Below are 19,162 nucleotides of genomic sequence, written 5' to 3'. Positions count from 1 at the left end.
GTTTGCTTAAGCCAATAATAATGCTATCTTTGCACCCGCTTTCGGGGTGTAGCGTAGCTCGGTTATCGCGCCTGCTTTGGGAGCAGGAGGCCGCAGGTTCGAATCCTGCCACCCCGACAAAAAATCCTTTCTGTAGCAGTACAGAAGGGATTTTTTTATTACCAAATAATTAAAACTGATACTTCAACGTCCTTTCTACCGTAATTATATCCTATTTTTGCACGGTAAAAATTATAATTCACACACTATGTCTGATACAATCGAAAAAATCAAATGTCTTATTATAGGTTCTGGTCCTGCAGGTTATACTGCTGCTATTTATGCAGCCAGAGCTAATATGTTTCCAGTTTTATACCAAGGAATGCAGCCTGGAGGCCAACTAACAACAACTAATGAAGTAGAAAACTGGCCAGGAAATCCTGAAGGAATAACGGGGCCTGAAATGATGGTTGGGTTACAAGCCCAAGCGCAGCGTTTTGGGACTGATGTTCGCGATGGTTGGGCTACAAAAGTTGACTTTTCCGGAGATGTTTTCAAAGTTTGGATCAATGATGTAAAAGAATTGCACTGCGAAACAGTAATTATTTCTACTGGAGCTTCGGCTAAATACTTAGGGTTGCCTTCTGAGCAACACTATTTAAAAATGGGTGGTGGAGTTTCGGCTTGTGCGGTATGTGACGGTTTTTTCTATAGAAATCAAGAGGTAGTAATCGTTGGAGCTGGAGATTCAGCTTGTGAAGAGGCACACTATTTATCTAAATTATGTAAAAAAGTAACGATGCTTGTGCGTAGTGAAAAATTCAGAGCTTCTAAAATTATGGAAGAACGCGTTCGCAAAACAGAGAATATTACGATTTTGATGAATCATGACACGATCGAAGTTTTAGGTGATGAGCAAGTTGTTACTGGTGTAAAAGCACTTAATAAAACAACAAATGAAACTTTTGAAATTGAAGCCACTGGTTTCTTTGTCGCTATTGGCCATAAACCAAATACCGATATTTTTAAAAAATACATCTCCTTAGATGAAACAGGGTATATTATTAATACTCCAGGAAGTTCTAAAACAAATGTGGAAGGTGTTTTCGTCGCCGGTGATGCTGCAGATCATGTGTATCGTCAGGCAATAACTGCTGCAGGTACAGGTTGTATGGCTGCTCTTGATGCGGAAAGATATTTAGCTGCAAAAGAATAATCATAGCCAGAAAAGTTAAAATTGAAAAAGTCCCATTTGCCATAGCAAGTGGGACTTTTTGTTGTTAGAATATATAATAGCAATCTTATCTTTTTCTCTCTCTCCTTTGGAGAGGGTTGGGGAGCGGACTATTTCAATTTCTTAAGCAATTTTGCTTCATCAGCAAATTTTCTGATTTCAATTTTTGGAGCACCTACTAATTGGATTTCTGATTTATTAGCGGCGTCAATAATCACGGCAGTTTCCACAAATAAACTACAGTTGGAATAACTTTCGGTGGTGATATCGGCATTTTTGGTGGTGAACTTGTTTCCGGTAAATAAGGCGTTATTGTCCAATCGAAGCATCGTATTTATAGCACTTCCCTCTAATGTAGCTTCTGATTTTTGGTACATATCCATTTTCAAATCAGTAGTGTTAACTAAGGCTTTCAGAGATGCATTTTTACTTAATTCAATAGTTGTATTTTCTGATTTTAAATTCAATTCTGTTTTTGATTTATCGTCTGCCTGAAGTAAGAAATCCTTGGTGTTGACATTCAAAAATAATTTGGAAGCATCATGTGCTTTTAGTGTAATGGTATTCAGTAAAAGTTCCTGTATCGCATTAACGGTCGATTCATCTTTTGACGTAATGAGACTCAAATCTTTGGTATAGGTCACTCTCACTATTGTTTTTTTATAATTGGTGGCTTGCTTTGTGGTGTAAATGCGCAATATATTATCACTTAAATCCAAAGAAATAATATCGTGCAGGTTATCATCGGCCTCAATTTTTAGTTCGGTTTTTTCGCCTCTTTGCAAATGGACTTCTAGGTTGTCTTCAACTACCAACGCTTCAAAATTCCCTACTTCCCGTTGTTCTACTGTAACTGTTTTTGATCCTTTTATTTTTTTCTTTTTCTGTGCCAAAGTCAATGCGGTTGACAAAAGGAGCATGAGTATAAGTGTATATTTTTTCATGATTAGTTGGTTTGAGTCTACACAAATATAAAAAAATCATCCACTTGTGATGGATGATTTCTATTATATTTACTTGAAGTATTAACTATAGTCGACTTATGCTGCCGCCAGAACTGGTTTCTTTTTGAATTGATTTTGGTTGTACGGCGTAGGAGATATTTCCTCCGCTGGATGCTTGTGCCACTAATTTTACAATTGGATGAACACTTATGGAAGCTCCACTGGAAACATCGGCGGTTACCTCATTAGCTAATAATTCATCAGCATTAATTTCGCTCCCACTTGATGCGGTGGTTTTCGTCTGAAGTGCTTTTCCATTTATTGTGATCGTACTACCGCTGCTGGCATCGCAAGTAATAGTATCCGATTCGATGCTTAAATCAATACTTGCCCCACTCGAAGTATTCAAACGGACGTTTTCGCCTTTCAATGTATTCTTACTCGTAATTGTGGCACTGCTCGTAGCTTCTAATTCATCAATTATAGGCATTTTAACCATCACTTTTTTAGAACCGGTATTGATAAAATAATTTTTGTCACAAGAAATAACCAGGGTTCCATTTTTAACTTTTGTAGTAATGTGTTTTTGTAAATTATCATCTGCTTCCACAACTATTTCTGTTTTATCAGCTTGTACAATAACTACATCAATGCCATTGTTAACCTCTATGCTCTTGAAATCATCTTCAACATTTCTTTTCTCGGTCGTGACATTTCCGCTCCCTTCTATTGAATTCAAATTAATGGAGTGGTTGCACGATGCGAATAACAAAGCTGTCAATGCTATTACAATAAACTTGGTAATTAATGTGATGACTTTTAACATGATTAGTTTGTTTTAATGATGATACCGTCTTTGTTTATTTTTAATTCTTTAAGATTCTTTTTTGAATTAGTCAAAGTGTCATTCGTTACAGAAACTCCGTCTTCATTGATAGTAACTGACGTTTCGATGCTGTCATTTTCAGTATCAGTATCTACGTCATTATACTCGTTTTCATCTGCGGGACAATTTAAACATTTTATTTGAGAATTTTCTACTTTATAAATGTAATTGTCTGAACTGTAGTGTAAATTAAAATATTCGTCGTCTGATCTGTCGTAATTTTGAACACTAGAATCAATTTTTAACAATAGTCCTTCTGGTACAAATAACGTTATTTCAATCTCTTGGTCTCTGTATTTGTTTTTTAATTCCGTTAGTAAATAATTGTCTAAAATCAATTGGTTGCCAATAATTTTGTAACTGTATTTAATTTGTTCGGCTCTTTGTTTTGCATCAGATAAGGATTTTCCTCTAGCCTCTTTTTCAATTTGGATATAAGGTGCTTTCTCCTCTGTTTTTTCAATTTTAAAACTAACTTCATTTGAATAAATGATATCATTTCCGGTTGAATCTTGAGTTACCATGAAATCGTTGCGGTCTTCCACATTTTTAGCAAAATAATCATTGTGTTTGAATTTGATGAAAAGCGTATCACTTGGATTCAAGTTGATTGTTTCTTTTTTAACTACTCGTCCATCAACTGCAAACGCGCTGGCTTGTTTTATTCCAATTGATATCGCTAGTGCAACCGCGATTAACCAGAGTGCCAACAACGTGTATTTTGCAATGTTTCCGATAGATTTCATGTTTGGAGCCAATAATTTGAAACCTAATAATGCTAAGAAAAAGAAAGGAATTCCAACGGCAAAGAACATCAAAAGTCCAAAAGCCCATATTGGATAATCCATGAAATTGCCTGCCTCGATAAAACCTTGCCAAGGAAAATCAATGAATGCACCGGAACCTAAAGTGAAAATACCTATTAGCAGAAAAAACAATACTGTTATCCCAGTGATGATTAAAATTACGCCTAAGAACTTAGCGAAAATCTTGAAAATAGTCATGATAAAATCACCAAAAGAATTTCCTATTTTGCTAGCACCTGTTTTTATTTGATTGCCGTATTTATCGTAGTCCGCATTTTTTATTTTGTCGGAAACATTTTCAAACTCTTCTCTTACTTTTTTTTCGATATTTGAAATAGTCACGGGTTTTCCAGTCATTTCCAGTTTTTCAGTTGTTGTGATCGCTTCCGGAGTTACAATCCAAAGAATGATATAGGCTAGGATTCCAGTTCCAAATCCCGCAAAAACCAATAATATAAGCACGATTCTGATCCACACGGCATCAACACCAAAGTAATGTCCTAATCCAGCCGAAACACCACCGATCATCCCTTTTTCTCGGTCACGGTATAGTTTTTTTGTTCTTCGGCTAGCAGTGCTGTACGTAGTATTTGCCTCTTTAAAATCATCTTCAATGATATAGTCTTCCGGTTGTCCCATTACGGCAATCACTTCATCTACATCTTTAAAACCAATAACATATTTGTCTGATTTTTGTTTTTCGTTCAATAATTCCGAAACACGCATTTCAATATCTTTGATGATCTCATCATGTCCTGATGAATTGGATAAAGAACGTTTTATAGCGTCAAAATAACGTGTCATTTTTTGGTATGCGTCTTCATCTATGTGAAAGAACATTCCGCCTAGGTTTATATTTACAGTTTTGTTCATGACTATTGTTTTTGGTTGGTTATTAGGTTTACGGCATCTGATAATTCAGTCCAGGTGCTATTTAGTTCATTTAAAAAAGTTTGTCCAATTTCGGTCAGGCCGTAATATTTTCTTGGTGGTCCTGAGGTCGATTCTTCCCAACGGTAGTTGAGTAATCCGTCGTTTTTAAGTCGGGTTAATAGAGGATAAATGGTTCCTTCCACGACTAATAATTTTGCGTTTTTCAAGGTGTCTAATATTTCCGATGTATAGGCATCTTTTTCTTTCAATACAGATAAGATGCAAAACTCGAGAACACCTTTGCGCATCTGGGCTTTTGTGTTTTCAATGTTCATAATTCCTTTTTTTTGATTTTGTGTTGATTAAACAGTTCATTTTTTGATTGTTTTGCCAGTTCGTCTTGCTGGCTGGGTGATGATTTGTCATTGCGAGGAACGAAGCAATCTCGTATTGCTTGATACTCTTTTTATTTTTTGGAGCTTATTCCTGCTTTCCACTTTATCTTTACTTGCTTAAAGAAGCAAGTAAAGGATGCCGTTTTAATCAGGGCTAGTTCGTTCACTTTATGTATTACGTTTATTCTCTTTTAATCGGATTGCTTCTTATTTCAGGAACGGAATCGTTATAGGATACTTGTATTTTTCTCCATTTGATGTTTTGATTGAAGCATAAATGATTAAAAAGAATTCAGCTACTTTCAAAAGACCAAAAATCAATACACAAATCAATCCAAGGGTTAGTAAGCCAATATTATCCTCAAAGTTGAAATTTGAATAAGTAAATTCATGATTGTGCATCAAGGTGTTAAAAGACATATCCTTAAATACAGAAATAAGAAACGAAGGAATAGCAATTATAATCAGTAGTAAAGAGTACAACAATAAGCTCAATTGAAAGTTAAGTACTTGTTTGCCGTGGTGATCCACAAATTCAGAGTCGTCCTTTTTTGTACTCCATAATATGATTGGAAAAATATAATTTCCAAACGGAATAAAATATTGAGTCAAGGTACTCAAGTGAGTAAAAGTGGCGATGTTTTTTTCAGTAGTGGTTTCCATTTTTTTTTTTTTGATTTTGATGATGATTGAAACGAGTTAACTATAAAAGCATTTAGGCTACATAGTAATTTCTTAAGCAAATATATATCTAAAAGACAGTATCTGGTATCGCATAGGACCAAATATTAACATAATATTAACAAATTAATTTTATAGGCACGCATACTATTTTTTTGTATTTTAGCAAAAAACCCAGTGATAATGAACTTGCCATGATTCAATCCCCCAGCTTCGGAACATAAAAAATAATGAAGAATGGCGATACCATATCCATATAAAAATAATAAATAGTAGCTACATATGAAACTTACAGCATCAAAACTTAATAAATTTCTATTGTTCAAATTACCGTCGGCATTTATATGTGGAGTACGCGTAAAAACAATAGATGAGAATCAATGTGTAGTTTCGGTGAAGCACCGTTGGATCAACCAAAATCCATTTAACTCTATGTATTTTGCGGTACAGGCCATGGCAGCTGAGCTTTCTACGGGAGCTTTGGTGATGTTTCAGATTCAAAAAAGTGGCAGGAAAATCTCGATGTTGGTAGCGAATAATAAAGGAAATTTTACCAAGAAAGCGACAGGAAGAATCACATTTACCTGCAAGGACGGGCATTTGATAGAAAAAGCAATTCAAGATACAATTGCTACCGGAGAAGGGCAAACCTTTTGGATGAAATCCACAGGAACCGATGAAAAGGGAATACAAGTTTCCGAAATGGATTTTGAATGGAGTGTAAGGGTAAAATAAAAACAGTTTCCACAAGAATATAAAACTAGAAAACGCCTCGTACTGATGTAAAGAGGCGTCTTCGTTTGCATCAAATTTAAATGCAATACATCAACTTTTAATTAGCAAGCCGTTTTACAAGTTTTACCTTCCGCTTTGCATTTAGCTTTACACTTAGCCACTTCTGCCGCAGTCATGGTTTTAGCTTTTGTGTCTTTATTGGCACAACAAGATTCTTTTTTTGCTTTTTCTTTTGCCACAGCTTTAACTTCTTGAGCATTAACGCTTATGGTAAGAAATGCAATTGCTACAAATGTTACTATTTTTTTCATTTTATACTGTTTAATTGGTTTTCTTTAATTGGATATTCATCTTAAATTTCCATTCAAATGTAAATAATAATTCAAATTAATCTTAAATTTTTGGATTAATATTTACTTAATTGGCTTAATTTTTCTCCGAAAGAAACGTGTTATTTAATGATTATTTTTTTGCTTATAACTCCTCTGGATGTTTTAAGTTTTACAATATAAACGCCAGTGCTTACTTTTTTGACAGGAAGTTCAATGTTTTCCTGACCTTGGTTTTCAATTTCCCAATTAGCAACTGCCTGTCCCAAAATAGTGAATAAAGTAACTTCTTGAACTGTTGTATCCAGCAATTTATTATGGATTATCAGTGCATTTCTATTTTGTGAATAGAGGAATGTAAGGTCATTTTCATTTTTAATTTGTTCAGTTGTTCCTAGCGTTTTGTCTTTGAAACGTAGTGAAAACCGGTTGTGAAATTCGCCTTTGAGCAAATTAATTTCAAAACCTTCATTCCTAATATTGTGGTATATTTTTGTTTGGTCATCGTAGATAAATATCGCTTGATCAGACTCAAAATTCTCGAGTTCATCAATCAAGAACTTTACTGGACCCTCGACATCCGTTTTTACGCCGATAGGGAAGGAGGACTCGCTATCAAAGTAGCCTTCGCCTTGAATGGCCAATTGTTCTGCGCCGTTAAGAAAATACATGTCAGTAGGGAAATCGTCTAGAATATAGCCGTCATACCCATAATCAATTGCGCTAGTCGCTTTTTCCTGCATGAAGGCCAGCAATACTTGGCGGTGAAAATTAGATGCCGAATTGAAACCCAAGCGAATTCTTTTTAGGGTGTCTATTTTTATCGGATCATTAGAATTCGTATCCCATGAATATTCTTCTTTTGCTTTAGCTTTATTTTTGAAAAGAGTGTTGGATGTAGCATCCGTTTCTCTCTGAAATGCCCGTTGCCCATTATTAAAGATTACAGTTCCGCCACCGCCTGTTTTTCCGTACACAAAAAATCCTTGCCCAACAGGAATATGTTGCTTTGGAATTTTAGTACTCAAACCTACACCGCTAATCAAGTCTGGAACTACGGGAGGCAAGCCTCCTGATAAATTGAGCATGGCATATCCGCCTAAATAGTCTTTGAGAACATGGGAATTGTTACTAGAGGAATGTTCCCAGAAATAAATGGTTCCGTCTAAACCCGTGTCTTGCGGTCGGTCTACTGACGTCAGATTGTCATTTATAAAAGCATACGCATCTATAGCGGATGGATACGGATTTCCGGTTAGCAATAGTTGTTCGGCAGTTACAGTATTAGTCAGTATTGTTCCATTATTTGGTTTTCCTGTAAAGGTATAATTTTGAGTTCCAGAGACTGCTCCGTCGCCTTTTAAGGTAAATCCCTGACCTGCTCGCAACGGACTTGTTTCATTTATTTGCACCCAATTTGCGTAAGCGCTAGCATAATTATCAAATTTATATAGCCAGTAGCGCGCCAAACTAATTGGGTTTGTAGGTGCTCCGTTATACCCACTTATCCACGTAATATTTGCAGGTGATGCAGGGTTTGTTCCGTCTCTAAACACCCCGTTTATGGTATAGTCCGTATTGTTAGCTAAGGTATTTATAGGGCTTACCGGGGAACTCCAATAGTTGTAATTGTACAGATTAGATTGTCCTTGCTGGTCTCTTTCAATAGATCCAGCACTAGCCACGTCTAAATCACTCTCCAAAGTTTGGACTAATTGTGACATTCCTGTTAAATCAATTTTACCGTCTAATTTTAGATACCAGTCATTTTGTATTTTGGTATCGTTATCCATTACGATTTTCTTTCCGGAATCGACCAGCATCCCTAAATCAATGTTGTTGGCCGTTTCGGTAATATCATGTTGTACTTTGACAATTGACCAATCGTTTTCCATAATGTCATTTCCTCGGATTTCTTTAGTTGGACTATTTACGGCTGTAGCAAAAGTTCCTGCTCTTTCGGTTACGAAAGGCAAAGGTGCTTGTTGAAGATATATATATTTATGATTGTAAATTTTCGTTCCTGTTACATCAATCGTTGGTGTTGTCAAGTCATCAATAATGTCATCTTTGTAGTTGTCCATTCTGTAATAACGCAGTAAATTTGAAAAAGGTAGTGTAGCAGGAGTAGAGGCAATATTTTTAGGTATGACCGTTCCTCTGATTTGTGAACCAAAGTCCTCAATTTCCTGATAGACCATTCTTTGTAAATTGGAATCCGTCAGCGCAACATTGAAAACGCGTACTTCATCTATTTTTCCTTTAAAATACTTGGTGTTTGTAATTGGATTTTTTCCTAAAGTAAGCAATGATGCATCAGCAGCGATACTTCCGGACGCTGCTTGGGTTGCCACTAAAGCCCCGTTTAGATATAATTTCAAATTATTTCCGTCATAAACTGTGGCAACATTATACCATTGGGAAACATTTAGTGCTGTAGCAAAAGCAGTTGTGGTTCCATTAACGACTGCTTCCAATTTTCTGTCTGCTGTAATACGAATTTGGAATTTATCCTGACCCACAATAACACCCTCTGTTGAAAAAGCAGGATTCAAATTAATCCATGCCATTAGGGAAGCATTGGTCAATCCACCAAGAATAGAAGTGCTTTGTCCGTAATCATTTCGACCATCGAAATCAAGAAATAATTTGGTACGCAAATCTCTTGGAGAACCAAAAACAGCGTTATTGGTATCAAACACATCCAGTATTCCGTCTTTGTCGGTATCAGTTGTTCCGTCGATAATTCCATCGTTGTTAGTATCGAGTGTTTTGTAGTCATATATTAACAACGTATTTGCGATATCAAAAGTAATTCCGTTGGATTTTACATCAATATAATTCGGAGTTCCATCTCCATCGGTATCCAAAAGATAATTCAGAAAAGGAGCAATTGTACTTCCTTGTCCTAAATTTCCGTATTGATTTACTCCGGTACCGTAATCGTAAATGTCTAAAATTCCATCACCAAAAAGTTCCGAAGTTCCGTTACCATCAGTGTCTTTGCTTCTAAAAGTTTCCGTATCTAAGCCATCTCCGGTTCCGTTTCCGTTGATATCACCATCACCATTGATAAATCCAGCAATTGCACTAGAGTTTCCGGCGTTGGATTCATCCACATCAAAGAGACTGTCATTGTCGCTGTCTAAATCCAAGTAATTTGGAATTCCATCTCCATCTGAATCCAATGCAGGTAATGATGCGCTTGATTCTGCACTGTCGTGCAATCCATTACCGTTAGCATCGGCCCAAGCCATATCAATTTTTCCTTTACCATTGCTTAAATTTCCTAAGCCAACTTCAATGATATCTTCGATTCCATCATTATCAGCATCCAAATCAAACATATCAGCAACGCCATCGTTGTCTAAATCGCACAAGGTTTGTGAGATTAGGATATCATCAAGAGCAAGGTCATTACCGCCACCACCAGGAGCATTGTTTTTAAAACGAATGGTAAACGCATTTACATTACCTAAGTTTACACTTGTTGTGTATTGTTGCCAAACTCCTTGAGGGCAACTGTTGTCAGTGGTGCTTCCAGAACATCTGCCAATATCACCTGTGTTGAAAGAGTTAAGAAGATTGTTTGATAAATCGTAAAATTCAACCGTTATATTGGGTAGAATTGAATTAGGGTAGGTAGAAGATGCCATGATGTTCAAAGCCCAAAAGCTGTAGGTTATAGGCAGATTAGACAATATTCCTGTAATCGTAGTTTCATAGAATACACCTGGTTCAAAACTGGCATTAAAAACAGCCATTCTGCCATTGACATCACCTGTGGTATGATCTTCTCCATTGTACCAAGCTAAATCGCCATGAATATTTTCAGGATCGCTCGCTACTGTTCCGGTGATTTTGGAAACCACTGTGTATTCCCCATCATCCAATATTTTTGTTGATTGTGAAGGGCATTCTGGTGTATTAGTACCAACAATTCCGTCTTCGTAACAGTAGGTTGTTGTTGCGTTATAAGCTGCAGTAAATTCTGGAGTTCTGCCGCCTGTCCCGAAGGTTTCATTTAGAAACTTATAATCTACTTTACGGCCGTTAGAATTATTACAATTTATTTCTTCGGTAGCATCCAGAATTCCATCATTATCATCATCGATGTCAAAGTTGTCAAAAACGCCATCACCATCACTATCAAAAAAGGTTTGGATTCCAGTTCCTTTAATGGAAAAATTATATGGATTTTCATCGGAGTCATTGTTTATAATTGAAATTGCAGCAGTTTTAATTCCGATAGTATCAGGGTCAAAAGTAACAGAAAATGTAGAACTTGCTCCTCCAGCAATTGAAGCACTTGGGCTAACGGTAAGTGTAAAATTAGCATCGTTTGTTCCAGAAATAGTTATGGAACCAATAGATAGGACAGCATTTCCCTTATTTTGAATGGTGTATTTTTTTGTGATCGTTCCCGTACTGGTTTCCATTGATCCAAAATCTGTCCAATCTGAGGGACTTGGAGTTATATCACCGTCAGTTATAGTAATAGTATTTCCAAGAATGTTTATTTCTTGAGGCGCCACATAAGTAACAACTATTTTACCATCAGCTCCAGAACCACCCGTCCTGTTGCCCGATGATGTCCGGTATGCACCACCTCCACCACCTCCGGGAATAGTTCCAGGTAAACCATTATTATTGTTATTGTTGCCTGAACCACCATTTCCACCTCCACCAGGAGCTGTTGCTCCGGTTTGATTTGTAGCTGCATTACCATTAAATGCCGTCCCCGCTGATGAACCACCACCTCCGCTGTATGTTCCATTACTACCAGTTGCACCGCTACCGCCACTATAAGTTAAATCTCCAATACAACCTGAGATTAAGCCTCCAATTGCTCCAGTTGTTGTATTGTCTGGTACACTACCGCCACCTTTTGCTCTTACAAGAGTAGTTGGGGCAAGTGAAGAAAATGAAGAATCGCCACCGGCTGCATTTGATGTACTTCCAGTGCCTACCACATAAGTATATTGTTCTCCAGGTACTACAGTTATTATTTTTTTAGCATAAGCACCACCACCACCACCACCGCTAACACCATTTGATGTTCTTGTACCTCCACTTCCTCCACCTCCCCAAGCTTCAACTGTTAAGCTGGTTACACCTGCAGGAACTGTAAAAGTTCCAGACGTACTGTAGGTTTGTGTTGTTTGGGAATAACCATAAATTATAATGAAAAGCAGGCTGATTGTAAAAAAAAGCTTTTTATTCGTAAGAGTAGTTTTCTTCATAATTTAATTCTTGTTTAATTAATTTATGGTTTTAATTTTCGTTTTAAATGGGCGAAGCGAAGTATCAGAAATATTTTGTACAGTTTAAATTTAGAATTAATATTACAATAATCGGATTAAGCGCAAATAAAATCGACTAAATACATAAAAAATAAAAAAATGTAAGTTTATTTGTAAACTATAATTACAAAAACTTTACTTTTAATTCAGTAAAAGGTTAGAGAAGAATAGTGCAATTTTCCAGATGGTTTTATTTCAGATGTATTGCCTATTTCTTCACTCGATTTTATGTAAGGAGAACTATATTTTACAAAAAAAAAGACTTCCCAATTAAGAGAAGTCTTTATGAAATTAAAATAGATTTAAAATTATTTTACGATAATTTTCTTGCTGATAGTACCTTTTTCGGTTTTCAATTTTACAATATACACCGCCGAAGCTTTGTCTTGGATAGGAATTTTAATATTGGATTGTTCTTTTTCCTTCACATCCCATTTGGATAGTAATTTTCCTTGAATGTCGTATAAAGAAGCGGAAAGAACGGTGTTGTCACTTGCACTATTTTTAATATTCAATGTGTTATTTGAACGTGTAAAAAACACAGTGACAGCGTTATCATAAATTGGATCTTGTAGGCTAAGGGTTTTGTCAGTGTAGCGAAGTATAAAACGATCATCGAAATCACCAATTTCTGTTTGAAAGACATAAGGTGTATCTTTTAAATCATGGATAATTCCTAATTCCTTATCTTCTAAAAGAATGTTTTGATTATCAAAAAGACCGTCAAAATGGTCAATTCTTACGGATAGTTTCGCTGAAATTTCAGAATAGTAACCTAGTTTAACTTGATCATTTTCATCAAATGGTAGTGAACGCCCTTGAATGGTTAGTTGCGCTTCAGGTATAATGGAGTAAAAGCCAACATCATTCCCGCCGAATGATTCTCCATCAAAACTCCTGTCCAAAGATTGTGTGGCGCCTTCAATATACCCTACAAGTATTTGACTGAATGCGCCCGAGTTATTGGTTAAGTTCAACCAGATACGGTGTCTCTCTTTATCTGAAACATTCTTTGGAATTGCTTCGTTTTTTTGGTTTTTATTCATTTTGAAGAAATCACCATTCTTTCCTTCTACACCTACTCGCATACTATTATTGAAAGTTGCGTTTAGAGTACCTGGAGCCATGGTGTTGGCTGCTCTTACAAAAAAAGACTGCCCCGACGCTATAAATCCTGATGGCGGAGAACCACCCGTAGTAGCAGAAGATCTTGTTGATACTCCACCTGTTCTATTAAAGGAAGCGTAATCATTTTCGGTGTAGTTTAAGGCATAATCGCCATAAAAAGGATCAGGTTCTGCCTGGCTTGGTGCTGTATTATGGGTCCAAACATAAATTGTTCCATCTATTACATTCAAATTGGCATTAAAATCTACGAATGTTCCGGCGTCGATTGCAGATGGGTATGGATTACCAATTAGATTCCACTCATCATTTTCAGCATCTACATCAACGACTCCTGTCAAAGTTCCTTTTATTATAGGCGCAGTTACGGTACCATTGTTAGGTGTTCCCTTGAATGTGGCTGTATAAGGCGTTTTGATTGATGAGCTGAAGGTAGTAGGTGCTCTTATTATATACCCTTTTCGAGGGTCCATGATTGTAGCGTTATTTTCATTTTTCCAGTTGCCACCAGTTCCTGCAGAAACTGTTGGTATCCAAGAAAACATCAAAGGACTATTTGGAGATAATGATCCTAAAGTAAAATTAGAAGCTAATGTTAGCGGTGAATTCCAATAGGTATAATCAATATTGTACATTGGCTGTGAAACTCTTTCAATATTTACAATTCCGGTATTTGGAGTATTATTGATTTGAATCAAGTTTGCTTTATCTCTAATATTGAAAATCCCATCTGTATTTACATCTACAAAGTCAGTAACTGTAAGGTTGCTTGTGGAGGAAAGCTCTAAATTACCGGTTGATTTAACTGTTAAATTTTTTGCATAGGCATTATAGTTGTTTCCTGGAATGATAGTTGTATTTGGTATAATTACACAATTCGCTGCTGTAGGAACTCCGGATGGTTTCCAGTTGCTCGAATTATTCCAGTCGATAGTTAAGTTTTGCCAAACTTTAGATTTGTTAGTTACGTTTATGATTGCACTTGTAGAACAGCCATTTGCTAAATTTGCTTTTGCAGTAAATGAATAGGTACTTTGTTCCAGTTGTGCTAATGTTGGTTTTATATAAACAATTGATGCTGGTGTGCCGGCAGTATAAGGCAAAGTACATGCGGCATTAGTATAAGCATCGGGAGGAAGAGCACTTGTCCACTGGAATGAGGGTGATAATGGCTTGTCACCAAATAATTTGATATCATCTACCGCAACACCATCACACCAGCCAGCTTTATACCTAATTCTGATTTTAAGGGAGGTAATACCTATAAAAGCGTTTACGTTAAAATTAGGAGATGTTACAAATTGGGTTCCTATTCCTACATCTCCAAGATATTGGACTATTGGAGTGGGATTCCAGGAATCTCCTCCATTTGTTGAAACTTCTACATTAACATATTCAACCGAAGCGCTATTTGCATCATTATAACTTGAAAAATACATCTTAAAGCTGAGAGATAAATTTAAAAAACCAGTAGTATTGACTATTACTGATTCTAATGCATTTTCTACTTTTCCGAAAGTTGTGCCACCAGCTACAACATCTGAGGTTGTTATTGCAAATTTATTCGTGCCAAATCCAGATGAAATCGCGGGATACCATACAGGAAATGTTGGGTAGGGAGGGACATAGGTACTTGATTGAATTTGCCACTTTGTTTTTGATTCTTCACCTGTAGGAAAAGCAATACTGTTGCTGGTAAAGTTAACCATACCACTCTCGAAGTTTTCGTCAATCAGGTAAACTTGCTCATTATTTCCTGATGCTTGTAAATCGATGATGCTATTTTCACCGCATACTTCTGGATTGGCATTTGCAAAAGTTAATGTTGGTATAGGTTTTATAGTTGCCACGACTGGGGTTCTAAATAAAGATTCACAACTCCCATTAAATGCAGTTACATAAAAAGTTTTTGAGGCACTAATAGAAGGCGTTGACCATGTGGTTGAGATTGTAGTTTCTACTAATGTTCCTCCTGATTGGGAGTCATACCAACGGTATTGTGTATTATCGGCAGTTCCTGCTGCGCCTAATGTAACTGAGCCTGTTCCGCAATTAAAGCCATTGGCTATGGATGTGATTTTCGCAGCACAATTTGCTACCACAGTAAATAAATAATCTTCGGTTTCTCCATAATTAGCAATATTTCCACATGCACTGAAAGTATTATCAGCTGTAGAATTTGATTTATTAATTCTGATTCTAATTCTATAATTTCCTGGAATGGTCGTCTCTGGGATTTTAAAACCAAATGTTGTATTAATAAAAGCATTAGTACATTGGTATACAATTTCAGTTGACTCGTCAAAAATTCCATTGCTGTTCCAATCTACCCATGCTTTCATGTAATTGGCTCCACCTGTTGTATTTGTGAAAATGTTTACTCCCTCTCCTTGCGCCTGTGAAGCTCTTGTGCCTAAATTTGTTTGATCTTGATAGCCCAAAGGAGATGAGCTGTAGGTTGAAGAGTTGTTAGAATTTGTTATATTACCTATGAAATTTACGTCTTTTATATAGTTGGATGCCTGAACTCCGCTACTTACAGATGGTGTACAATATACTAAACAACCTGCTCCCCTTACTGTTGTAATTGTCACGTCAGAAAATAAACTTTCACATGCTCCATTACTTATAGTCCAACGTAAAGTTGCTGTGGTCCCTACAGTTAATCCAGTTACCCCAGAAGTGGGGGAAGATGGTGTTGTTATAGTAGCCGTTCCAGATACTACAGACCAGAGTCCTGTTCCGGATGTTGGCACATTACCTGCTACTGTTGTTGTAGTTGCACATGAAGTTAAAGTTTGGTTTGAACCTGCATTAGATATAGATGGAGGCGTTCCAATTACTGATGTTATTGTATTAGTTAAGGTTGTTCCGGTTATTAAACCTGATATAGTTCCTGTTCCCCCATTACGGGTAATGTTACCAGTACTAACATTATTTATTGCTCTTATTTGTAATTGGCTAAACGTTAATCTGTCAGTTTTGTTTGTGGGTGAATTAACACTGTATGTTAAAGTTATAACACTTGAAGAGACGGTCAATGATGAAATTGAGGTGAAGTCAGCTCCGCTACTAGCTGATACAAAACCAGTATTAGCTTTAAATTCAAAATTAGCTGGTGCAGAAAGTATTAAAGTAATATTAGAGCCTGAAGAAAAATTACTTGTTGCTGTTTCGGTGATTTCTATATCTTCTAAAGGATAGTATGAAGATGGGAAACCTGAACAAACTGGTATGGATAAATTAGGTTTTGTTATTGTAACTTGCGCAATTGCTTTATTTCCCATCAAAAAAACGAAGAAAATCGATAAGACAAAAAACCAAGAAAAAAATCTAGTTTTATGCAGTTTTACTTTTGAGTTAGTACTTAAGCAAAGAGGATGGAAATTTGTTGTATATTTAAAATAATCGGTATTTTTTGCAAGGTAATTTTGAGTCATAAACTTTCTAGTGAGGTATTTAGGCAATAAAACTACTTGTTTGTTTTTTACGAAACAACTTTTTATTGATAAAATGTTGTGATTTTGTGTAGTTTATCGGATTTAGTGGTTCGTTTACCGATAAAGCACGTGTCATTAAAATGGATGTAAGTAGTGTTTAGAATGATAAATGAAAATGTTTTTAATAGATATTTATTCGTTTTTTAAAATTGTTTATCAAAGAGAATTTTAACAAATAGCACGTTGTTGTTCTTTAATTTGAATTTATTGTTAATAGACTTGTGAGAAGTTAAAATAACTGTAACTAAAGTTAAACGGTGTCCTTTGGAAATATAAATTCTCAGATTAGTGATTATGAATTAGTTGCTTTCTATTGATATAGCTTAGCATTATTAAGAATAATCTATAAAGGTATATCACTTGAATTTTTATTTTTTTTTATTATTCTTTTTTCAATTAATAACTTAAATAAAAACCTCTATTTTCCACAGAAAATATTTTAAGAATATTTTTTCCGTACATTTAATAAAATTTTTAAAAAGCCGTTATGAAGATCTCTAAATCGTTAGTGTTTATTATGTTACTATTTGCAGTTTTTAGTTATTCGCAAAATAAGTTAACAGGAAAAGTTATGAATCACAGTAATAGACCAGTTCCCAATGCTAAAGTATTTGTGGATTCTATTTATACCAATGTAAATACAAATAAAAACGGAGAATTTGAAGTGCTGCTCCCTGAAAAAGTGGCTGTGATTAATATTTATTCGGATAAATATGGTTTGCTTTCTTCTAAATTTAGTAATGAAAATAGTATGAGTTTCATTTTTTTAGAATCTGAAAAAGAAATAAAAAATAGAATAAAAAAAGGAGGTAAAATTACCATTGGATATTCAGAAGAAGACCAGGGATATAGAGTAAAAACAGCTCAAACGATGGATGTTCAGAACGATAAAAGCACTAGAAGTTTTGTTACTATATATGATCTTTTACGAGGCCGTTTAGCAGGAGTTACGGTTTCAAGGGACAACAAAATAACAATCCGAGGTTTGACTTCGATTAGAAATGTTTCAGAGCCGTTATTTGTTGTTGATGGTGTTATTGTATCGAGTATTGATTATCTTTTTCCAAATAATGTCAAAAATGTCAGCGTTTTAAAAGATGCTGCAGCATCAATTTATGGTGCTCAGGGATCTAGTGGAGTAATTGTAATTACGACTAAATAGTTTATTGGCAGTTCGTGACAAAGCTACTGATCCGTTTTTAAATTCAATTCTACTGCGGTAGATTTTACATATATCAAAATTTCCTAAACCCGTTGTTTAGAGCGGGTTTATTATTTGGAGAAAAATCCATTTCTAAACAGGTCATTTTTCAAAGAGTATTTTCAAATTTAATTCAGACTGTGAAAGTCTGGAACTTTAATACGTACCTTGTTTTTCTTGGAAAGTAATCTATAAGGTAGTGCCGCCTAGGATGATTAGTAAAGCAATCTGGAGTTTTTCCAAAACGTTGTTTCCGTTATAGATGGAATTAGAATGTGTCAATTTTGATTTGCCGTACTCACTTTGTATTTTGGAAAGTTGCTCCAGCGTCTGTAAAGCATGAGTACTGTTGTTTCGGACTTGATTCCGATTTTCATTTTGCGTTGCTGAATTAATTAAAGCACTATAAGTTACAAAGGTCTTGAACTGTTTTTTCTCTTTTGGAGTCAAAACAGTTCCAAGGTATAATTTGTCCATATTATTAATTTTTATAAGGCTGCTAGAATTTCATCCCTTTTTTGAAAATCCGTTGTGTTCGTTTCTGCTGCATTTTTTTATGGAATAAAGCGTGTTCGCATACTGAAGGATATATCACGGTACGACTAATCGATACCTATACATGGCGTTGATATCTTCATTTGTTTTTTTAGAATTTTGCAGGGTATTAAAATTGATGATCAGTATTTTAAACTTTGATGCCTTTTATTATTGATGTATTGCTGATTCATAAAGAAATAAATATAGTATGGTATTAGCATTGTTTCAACTTACGAAATGTATTAGTGTCAATCATGGTGCTCTTTTGAAAGAAAACATTCTATAGATAAGCTATGGGATTATACCATTTTTGTACACTATTTTAAGTACTAAAAAGTGTTCCAGCATCCGTTGCCTTCAACAACTTACAAATGCACTGTTTTGAGTTTTTTTTATTTCAGATTATTACTGTTTTGTATCTTGTTACTTTGCAGTTTTCAGGGTTTAATAAGTCTTTCAATCGTTTTGTTCGAATGATTTCAGAGGAAATAACAAGCATAGTTATGTGTTTAATAACCTTCAGAAAGTAGCTTCTGACCATGACAGAATTATTAAATTATTTAATCGGTAAAATAGTGTGTTTACGGTAAACCATAAAAACATCAAAAACGAATACGTTATATTTGGTCAAAAT

Annotated in this window: 12 protein-coding genes and 1 tRNA gene; 4 read left to right on the top strand and 9 right to left on the bottom strand. The window is 35.5% G+C overall.

Annotated elements, in window-relative coordinates:
• The first annotated feature begins 42 nt into the window (after nt 1–42).
• Together BLS90_RS03480 and trxB are read left to right on the top strand one after the other, a co-directional pair.
• Nucleotides 43–117: transfer RNA gene (locus BLS90_RS03480), tRNA-Pro, on the top strand.
• 130 nt (nt 118–247) lie between these two features.
• Nucleotides 248–1,195, top strand: coding sequence for a thioredoxin-disulfide reductase (gene trxB, locus BLS90_RS03475; protein WP_091255269.1), 948 nt, complete (start codon nt 248–250; stop codon nt 1,193–1,195).
• A gap of 128 nt (nt 1,196–1,323) precedes the next feature.
• Here trxB and BLS90_RS03470 read toward each other — a convergent pair whose 3' ends face one another.
• The 5 genes from BLS90_RS03470 to BLS90_RS03450 form a co-directional block, all read right to left on the bottom strand.
• Entirely contained in the window at nt 1,324–2,157 is an 834-nt protein-coding gene (locus BLS90_RS03470) for a GIN domain-containing protein (RefSeq protein WP_091255266.1), read from the bottom strand.
• An 85-nt stretch (nt 2,158–2,242) separates the two neighbouring features.
• Entirely contained in the window at nt 2,243–2,983 is a 741-nt protein-coding gene (locus BLS90_RS03465) for a head GIN domain-containing protein (protein WP_091255263.1), read from the bottom strand.
• Between the two features lie 2 nt (nt 2,984–2,985).
• Nucleotides 2,986–4,722, bottom strand: a complete 1,737-nt coding sequence (locus tag BLS90_RS03460) for a PspC domain-containing protein (RefSeq protein WP_091255261.1) — start codon at nt 4,720–4,722, stop codon at nt 2,986–2,988.
• Between the two features lie 2 nt (nt 4,723–4,724).
• Nucleotides 4,725–5,057, bottom strand: a complete 333-nt coding sequence (locus tag BLS90_RS03455; RefSeq protein WP_091255259.1) for a PadR family transcriptional regulator — start codon at nt 5,055–5,057, stop codon at nt 4,725–4,727.
• Between the two features lie 267 nt (nt 5,058–5,324).
• Nucleotides 5,325–5,780: a DUF4870 domain-containing protein gene (locus BLS90_RS03450; RefSeq protein ID WP_091255257.1), complete on the bottom strand. Its 456-nt coding sequence runs from the start codon at nt 5,778–5,780 to the stop codon at nt 5,325–5,327.
• Between the two features lie 300 nt (nt 5,781–6,080).
• Between BLS90_RS03450 and BLS90_RS03445 the strand changes: the two genes are divergently transcribed.
• On the top strand, nt 6,081–6,533 hold the full coding sequence (locus BLS90_RS03445; RefSeq protein ID WP_091255255.1) for a DUF4442 domain-containing protein: 453 nt from the start codon (nt 6,081–6,083) through the stop codon (nt 6,531–6,533).
• Nucleotides 6,534–6,634: 101 nt separating this feature from the next.
• Here BLS90_RS03445 and BLS90_RS03440 read toward each other — a convergent pair whose 3' ends face one another.
• The 3 genes from BLS90_RS03440 to BLS90_RS03430 form a co-directional block, all read right to left on the bottom strand.
• Nucleotides 6,635–6,844, bottom strand: coding sequence for a hypothetical protein (locus BLS90_RS03440; protein WP_091255253.1), 210 nt, complete (start codon nt 6,842–6,844; stop codon nt 6,635–6,637).
• A gap of 140 nt (nt 6,845–6,984) precedes the next feature.
• Complete coding sequence (locus BLS90_RS03435) at nt 6,985–12,105, bottom strand: LamG-like jellyroll fold domain-containing protein (RefSeq protein ID WP_091255250.1); 5,121 nt, start codon at nt 12,103–12,105, stop codon at nt 6,985–6,987.
• Nucleotides 12,106–12,473: 368 nt separating this feature from the next.
• Complete coding sequence (locus BLS90_RS03430) at nt 12,474–16,577, bottom strand: GEVED domain-containing protein (protein ID WP_175455429.1); 4,104 nt, start codon at nt 16,575–16,577, stop codon at nt 12,474–12,476.
• Nucleotides 16,578–17,361: 784 nt separating this feature from the next.
• Here BLS90_RS03430 and BLS90_RS03425 point away from each other — a divergent pair.
• The gene (locus BLS90_RS03425) at nt 17,362–17,952 is read left to right on the top strand and encodes a TonB-dependent receptor plug domain-containing protein (protein ID WP_175455428.1); all 591 of its coding nucleotides are present in this window, start codon (nt 17,362–17,364) and stop codon (nt 17,950–17,952) included.
• Nucleotides 17,953–18,180: 228 nt separating this feature from the next.
• Here the strand turns inward: BLS90_RS03425 and BLS90_RS03420 are convergent, their stop codons facing one another.
• Entirely contained in the window at nt 18,181–18,468 is a 288-nt protein-coding gene (locus tag BLS90_RS03420) for a hypothetical protein (protein ID WP_091255247.1), read from the bottom strand.
• Nucleotides 18,469–19,162: the final 694 nt, after the last annotated feature.

This window comes from Flavobacterium omnivorum, from assembly GCF_900099915.1.
Lineage (GTDB): Bacteria > Bacteroidota > Bacteroidia > Flavobacteriales > Flavobacteriaceae > Flavobacterium > Flavobacterium omnivorum.
Note: the sequence above shows the minus strand (reverse complement) of the source record. Positions and strands in the feature narration are given on the sequence as shown.

Bases quoted from the DNA above. Each gene is read 5' to 3' on its own strand.
- BLS90_RS03430 (WP_175455429.1), bottom strand. From the start codon at position 16,577: ATGGGAAATAAAGCAATTGCGCAAGTTACAATAACAAAACCTAATTTA.
- BLS90_RS03460 (WP_091255261.1), bottom strand. From the start codon at position 4,722: ATGAACAAAACTGTAAATATAAACCTAGGCGGAATGTTCTTTCACATA.
- BLS90_RS03450 (WP_091255257.1), bottom strand. From the start codon at position 5,780: ATGGAAACCACTACTGAAAAAAACATCGCCACTTTTACTCACTTGAGT.
- BLS90_RS03470 (WP_091255266.1), bottom strand. From the start codon at position 2,157: ATGAAAAAATATACACTTATACTCATGCTCCTTTTGTCAACCGCATTG.
- BLS90_RS03445 (WP_091255255.1), top strand. From the start codon at position 6,081: ATGAAACTTACAGCATCAAAACTTAATAAATTTCTATTGTTCAAATTA.
- BLS90_RS03435 (WP_091255250.1), bottom strand. From the start codon at position 12,105: ATGAAGAAAACTACTCTTACGAATAAAAAGCTTTTTTTTACAATCAGC.
- BLS90_RS03455 (WP_091255259.1), bottom strand. From the start codon at position 5,057: ATGAACATTGAAAACACAAAAGCCCAGATGCGCAAAGGTGTTCTCGAG.
- BLS90_RS03420 (WP_091255247.1), bottom strand. From the start codon at position 18,468: ATGGACAAATTATACCTTGGAACTGTTTTGACTCCAAAAGAGAAAAAA.
- trxB (WP_091255269.1), top strand. From the start codon at position 248: ATGTCTGATACAATCGAAAAAATCAAATGTCTTATTATAGGTTCTGGT.
- BLS90_RS03440 (WP_091255253.1), bottom strand. From the start codon at position 6,844: ATGAAAAAAATAGTAACATTTGTAGCAATTGCATTTCTTACCATAAGC.
- BLS90_RS03425 (WP_175455428.1), top strand. From the start codon at position 17,362: ATGAATCACAGTAATAGACCAGTTCCCAATGCTAAAGTATTTGTGGAT.
- BLS90_RS03465 (WP_091255263.1), bottom strand. From the start codon at position 2,983: ATGTTAAAAGTCATCACATTAATTACCAAGTTTATTGTAATAGCATTG.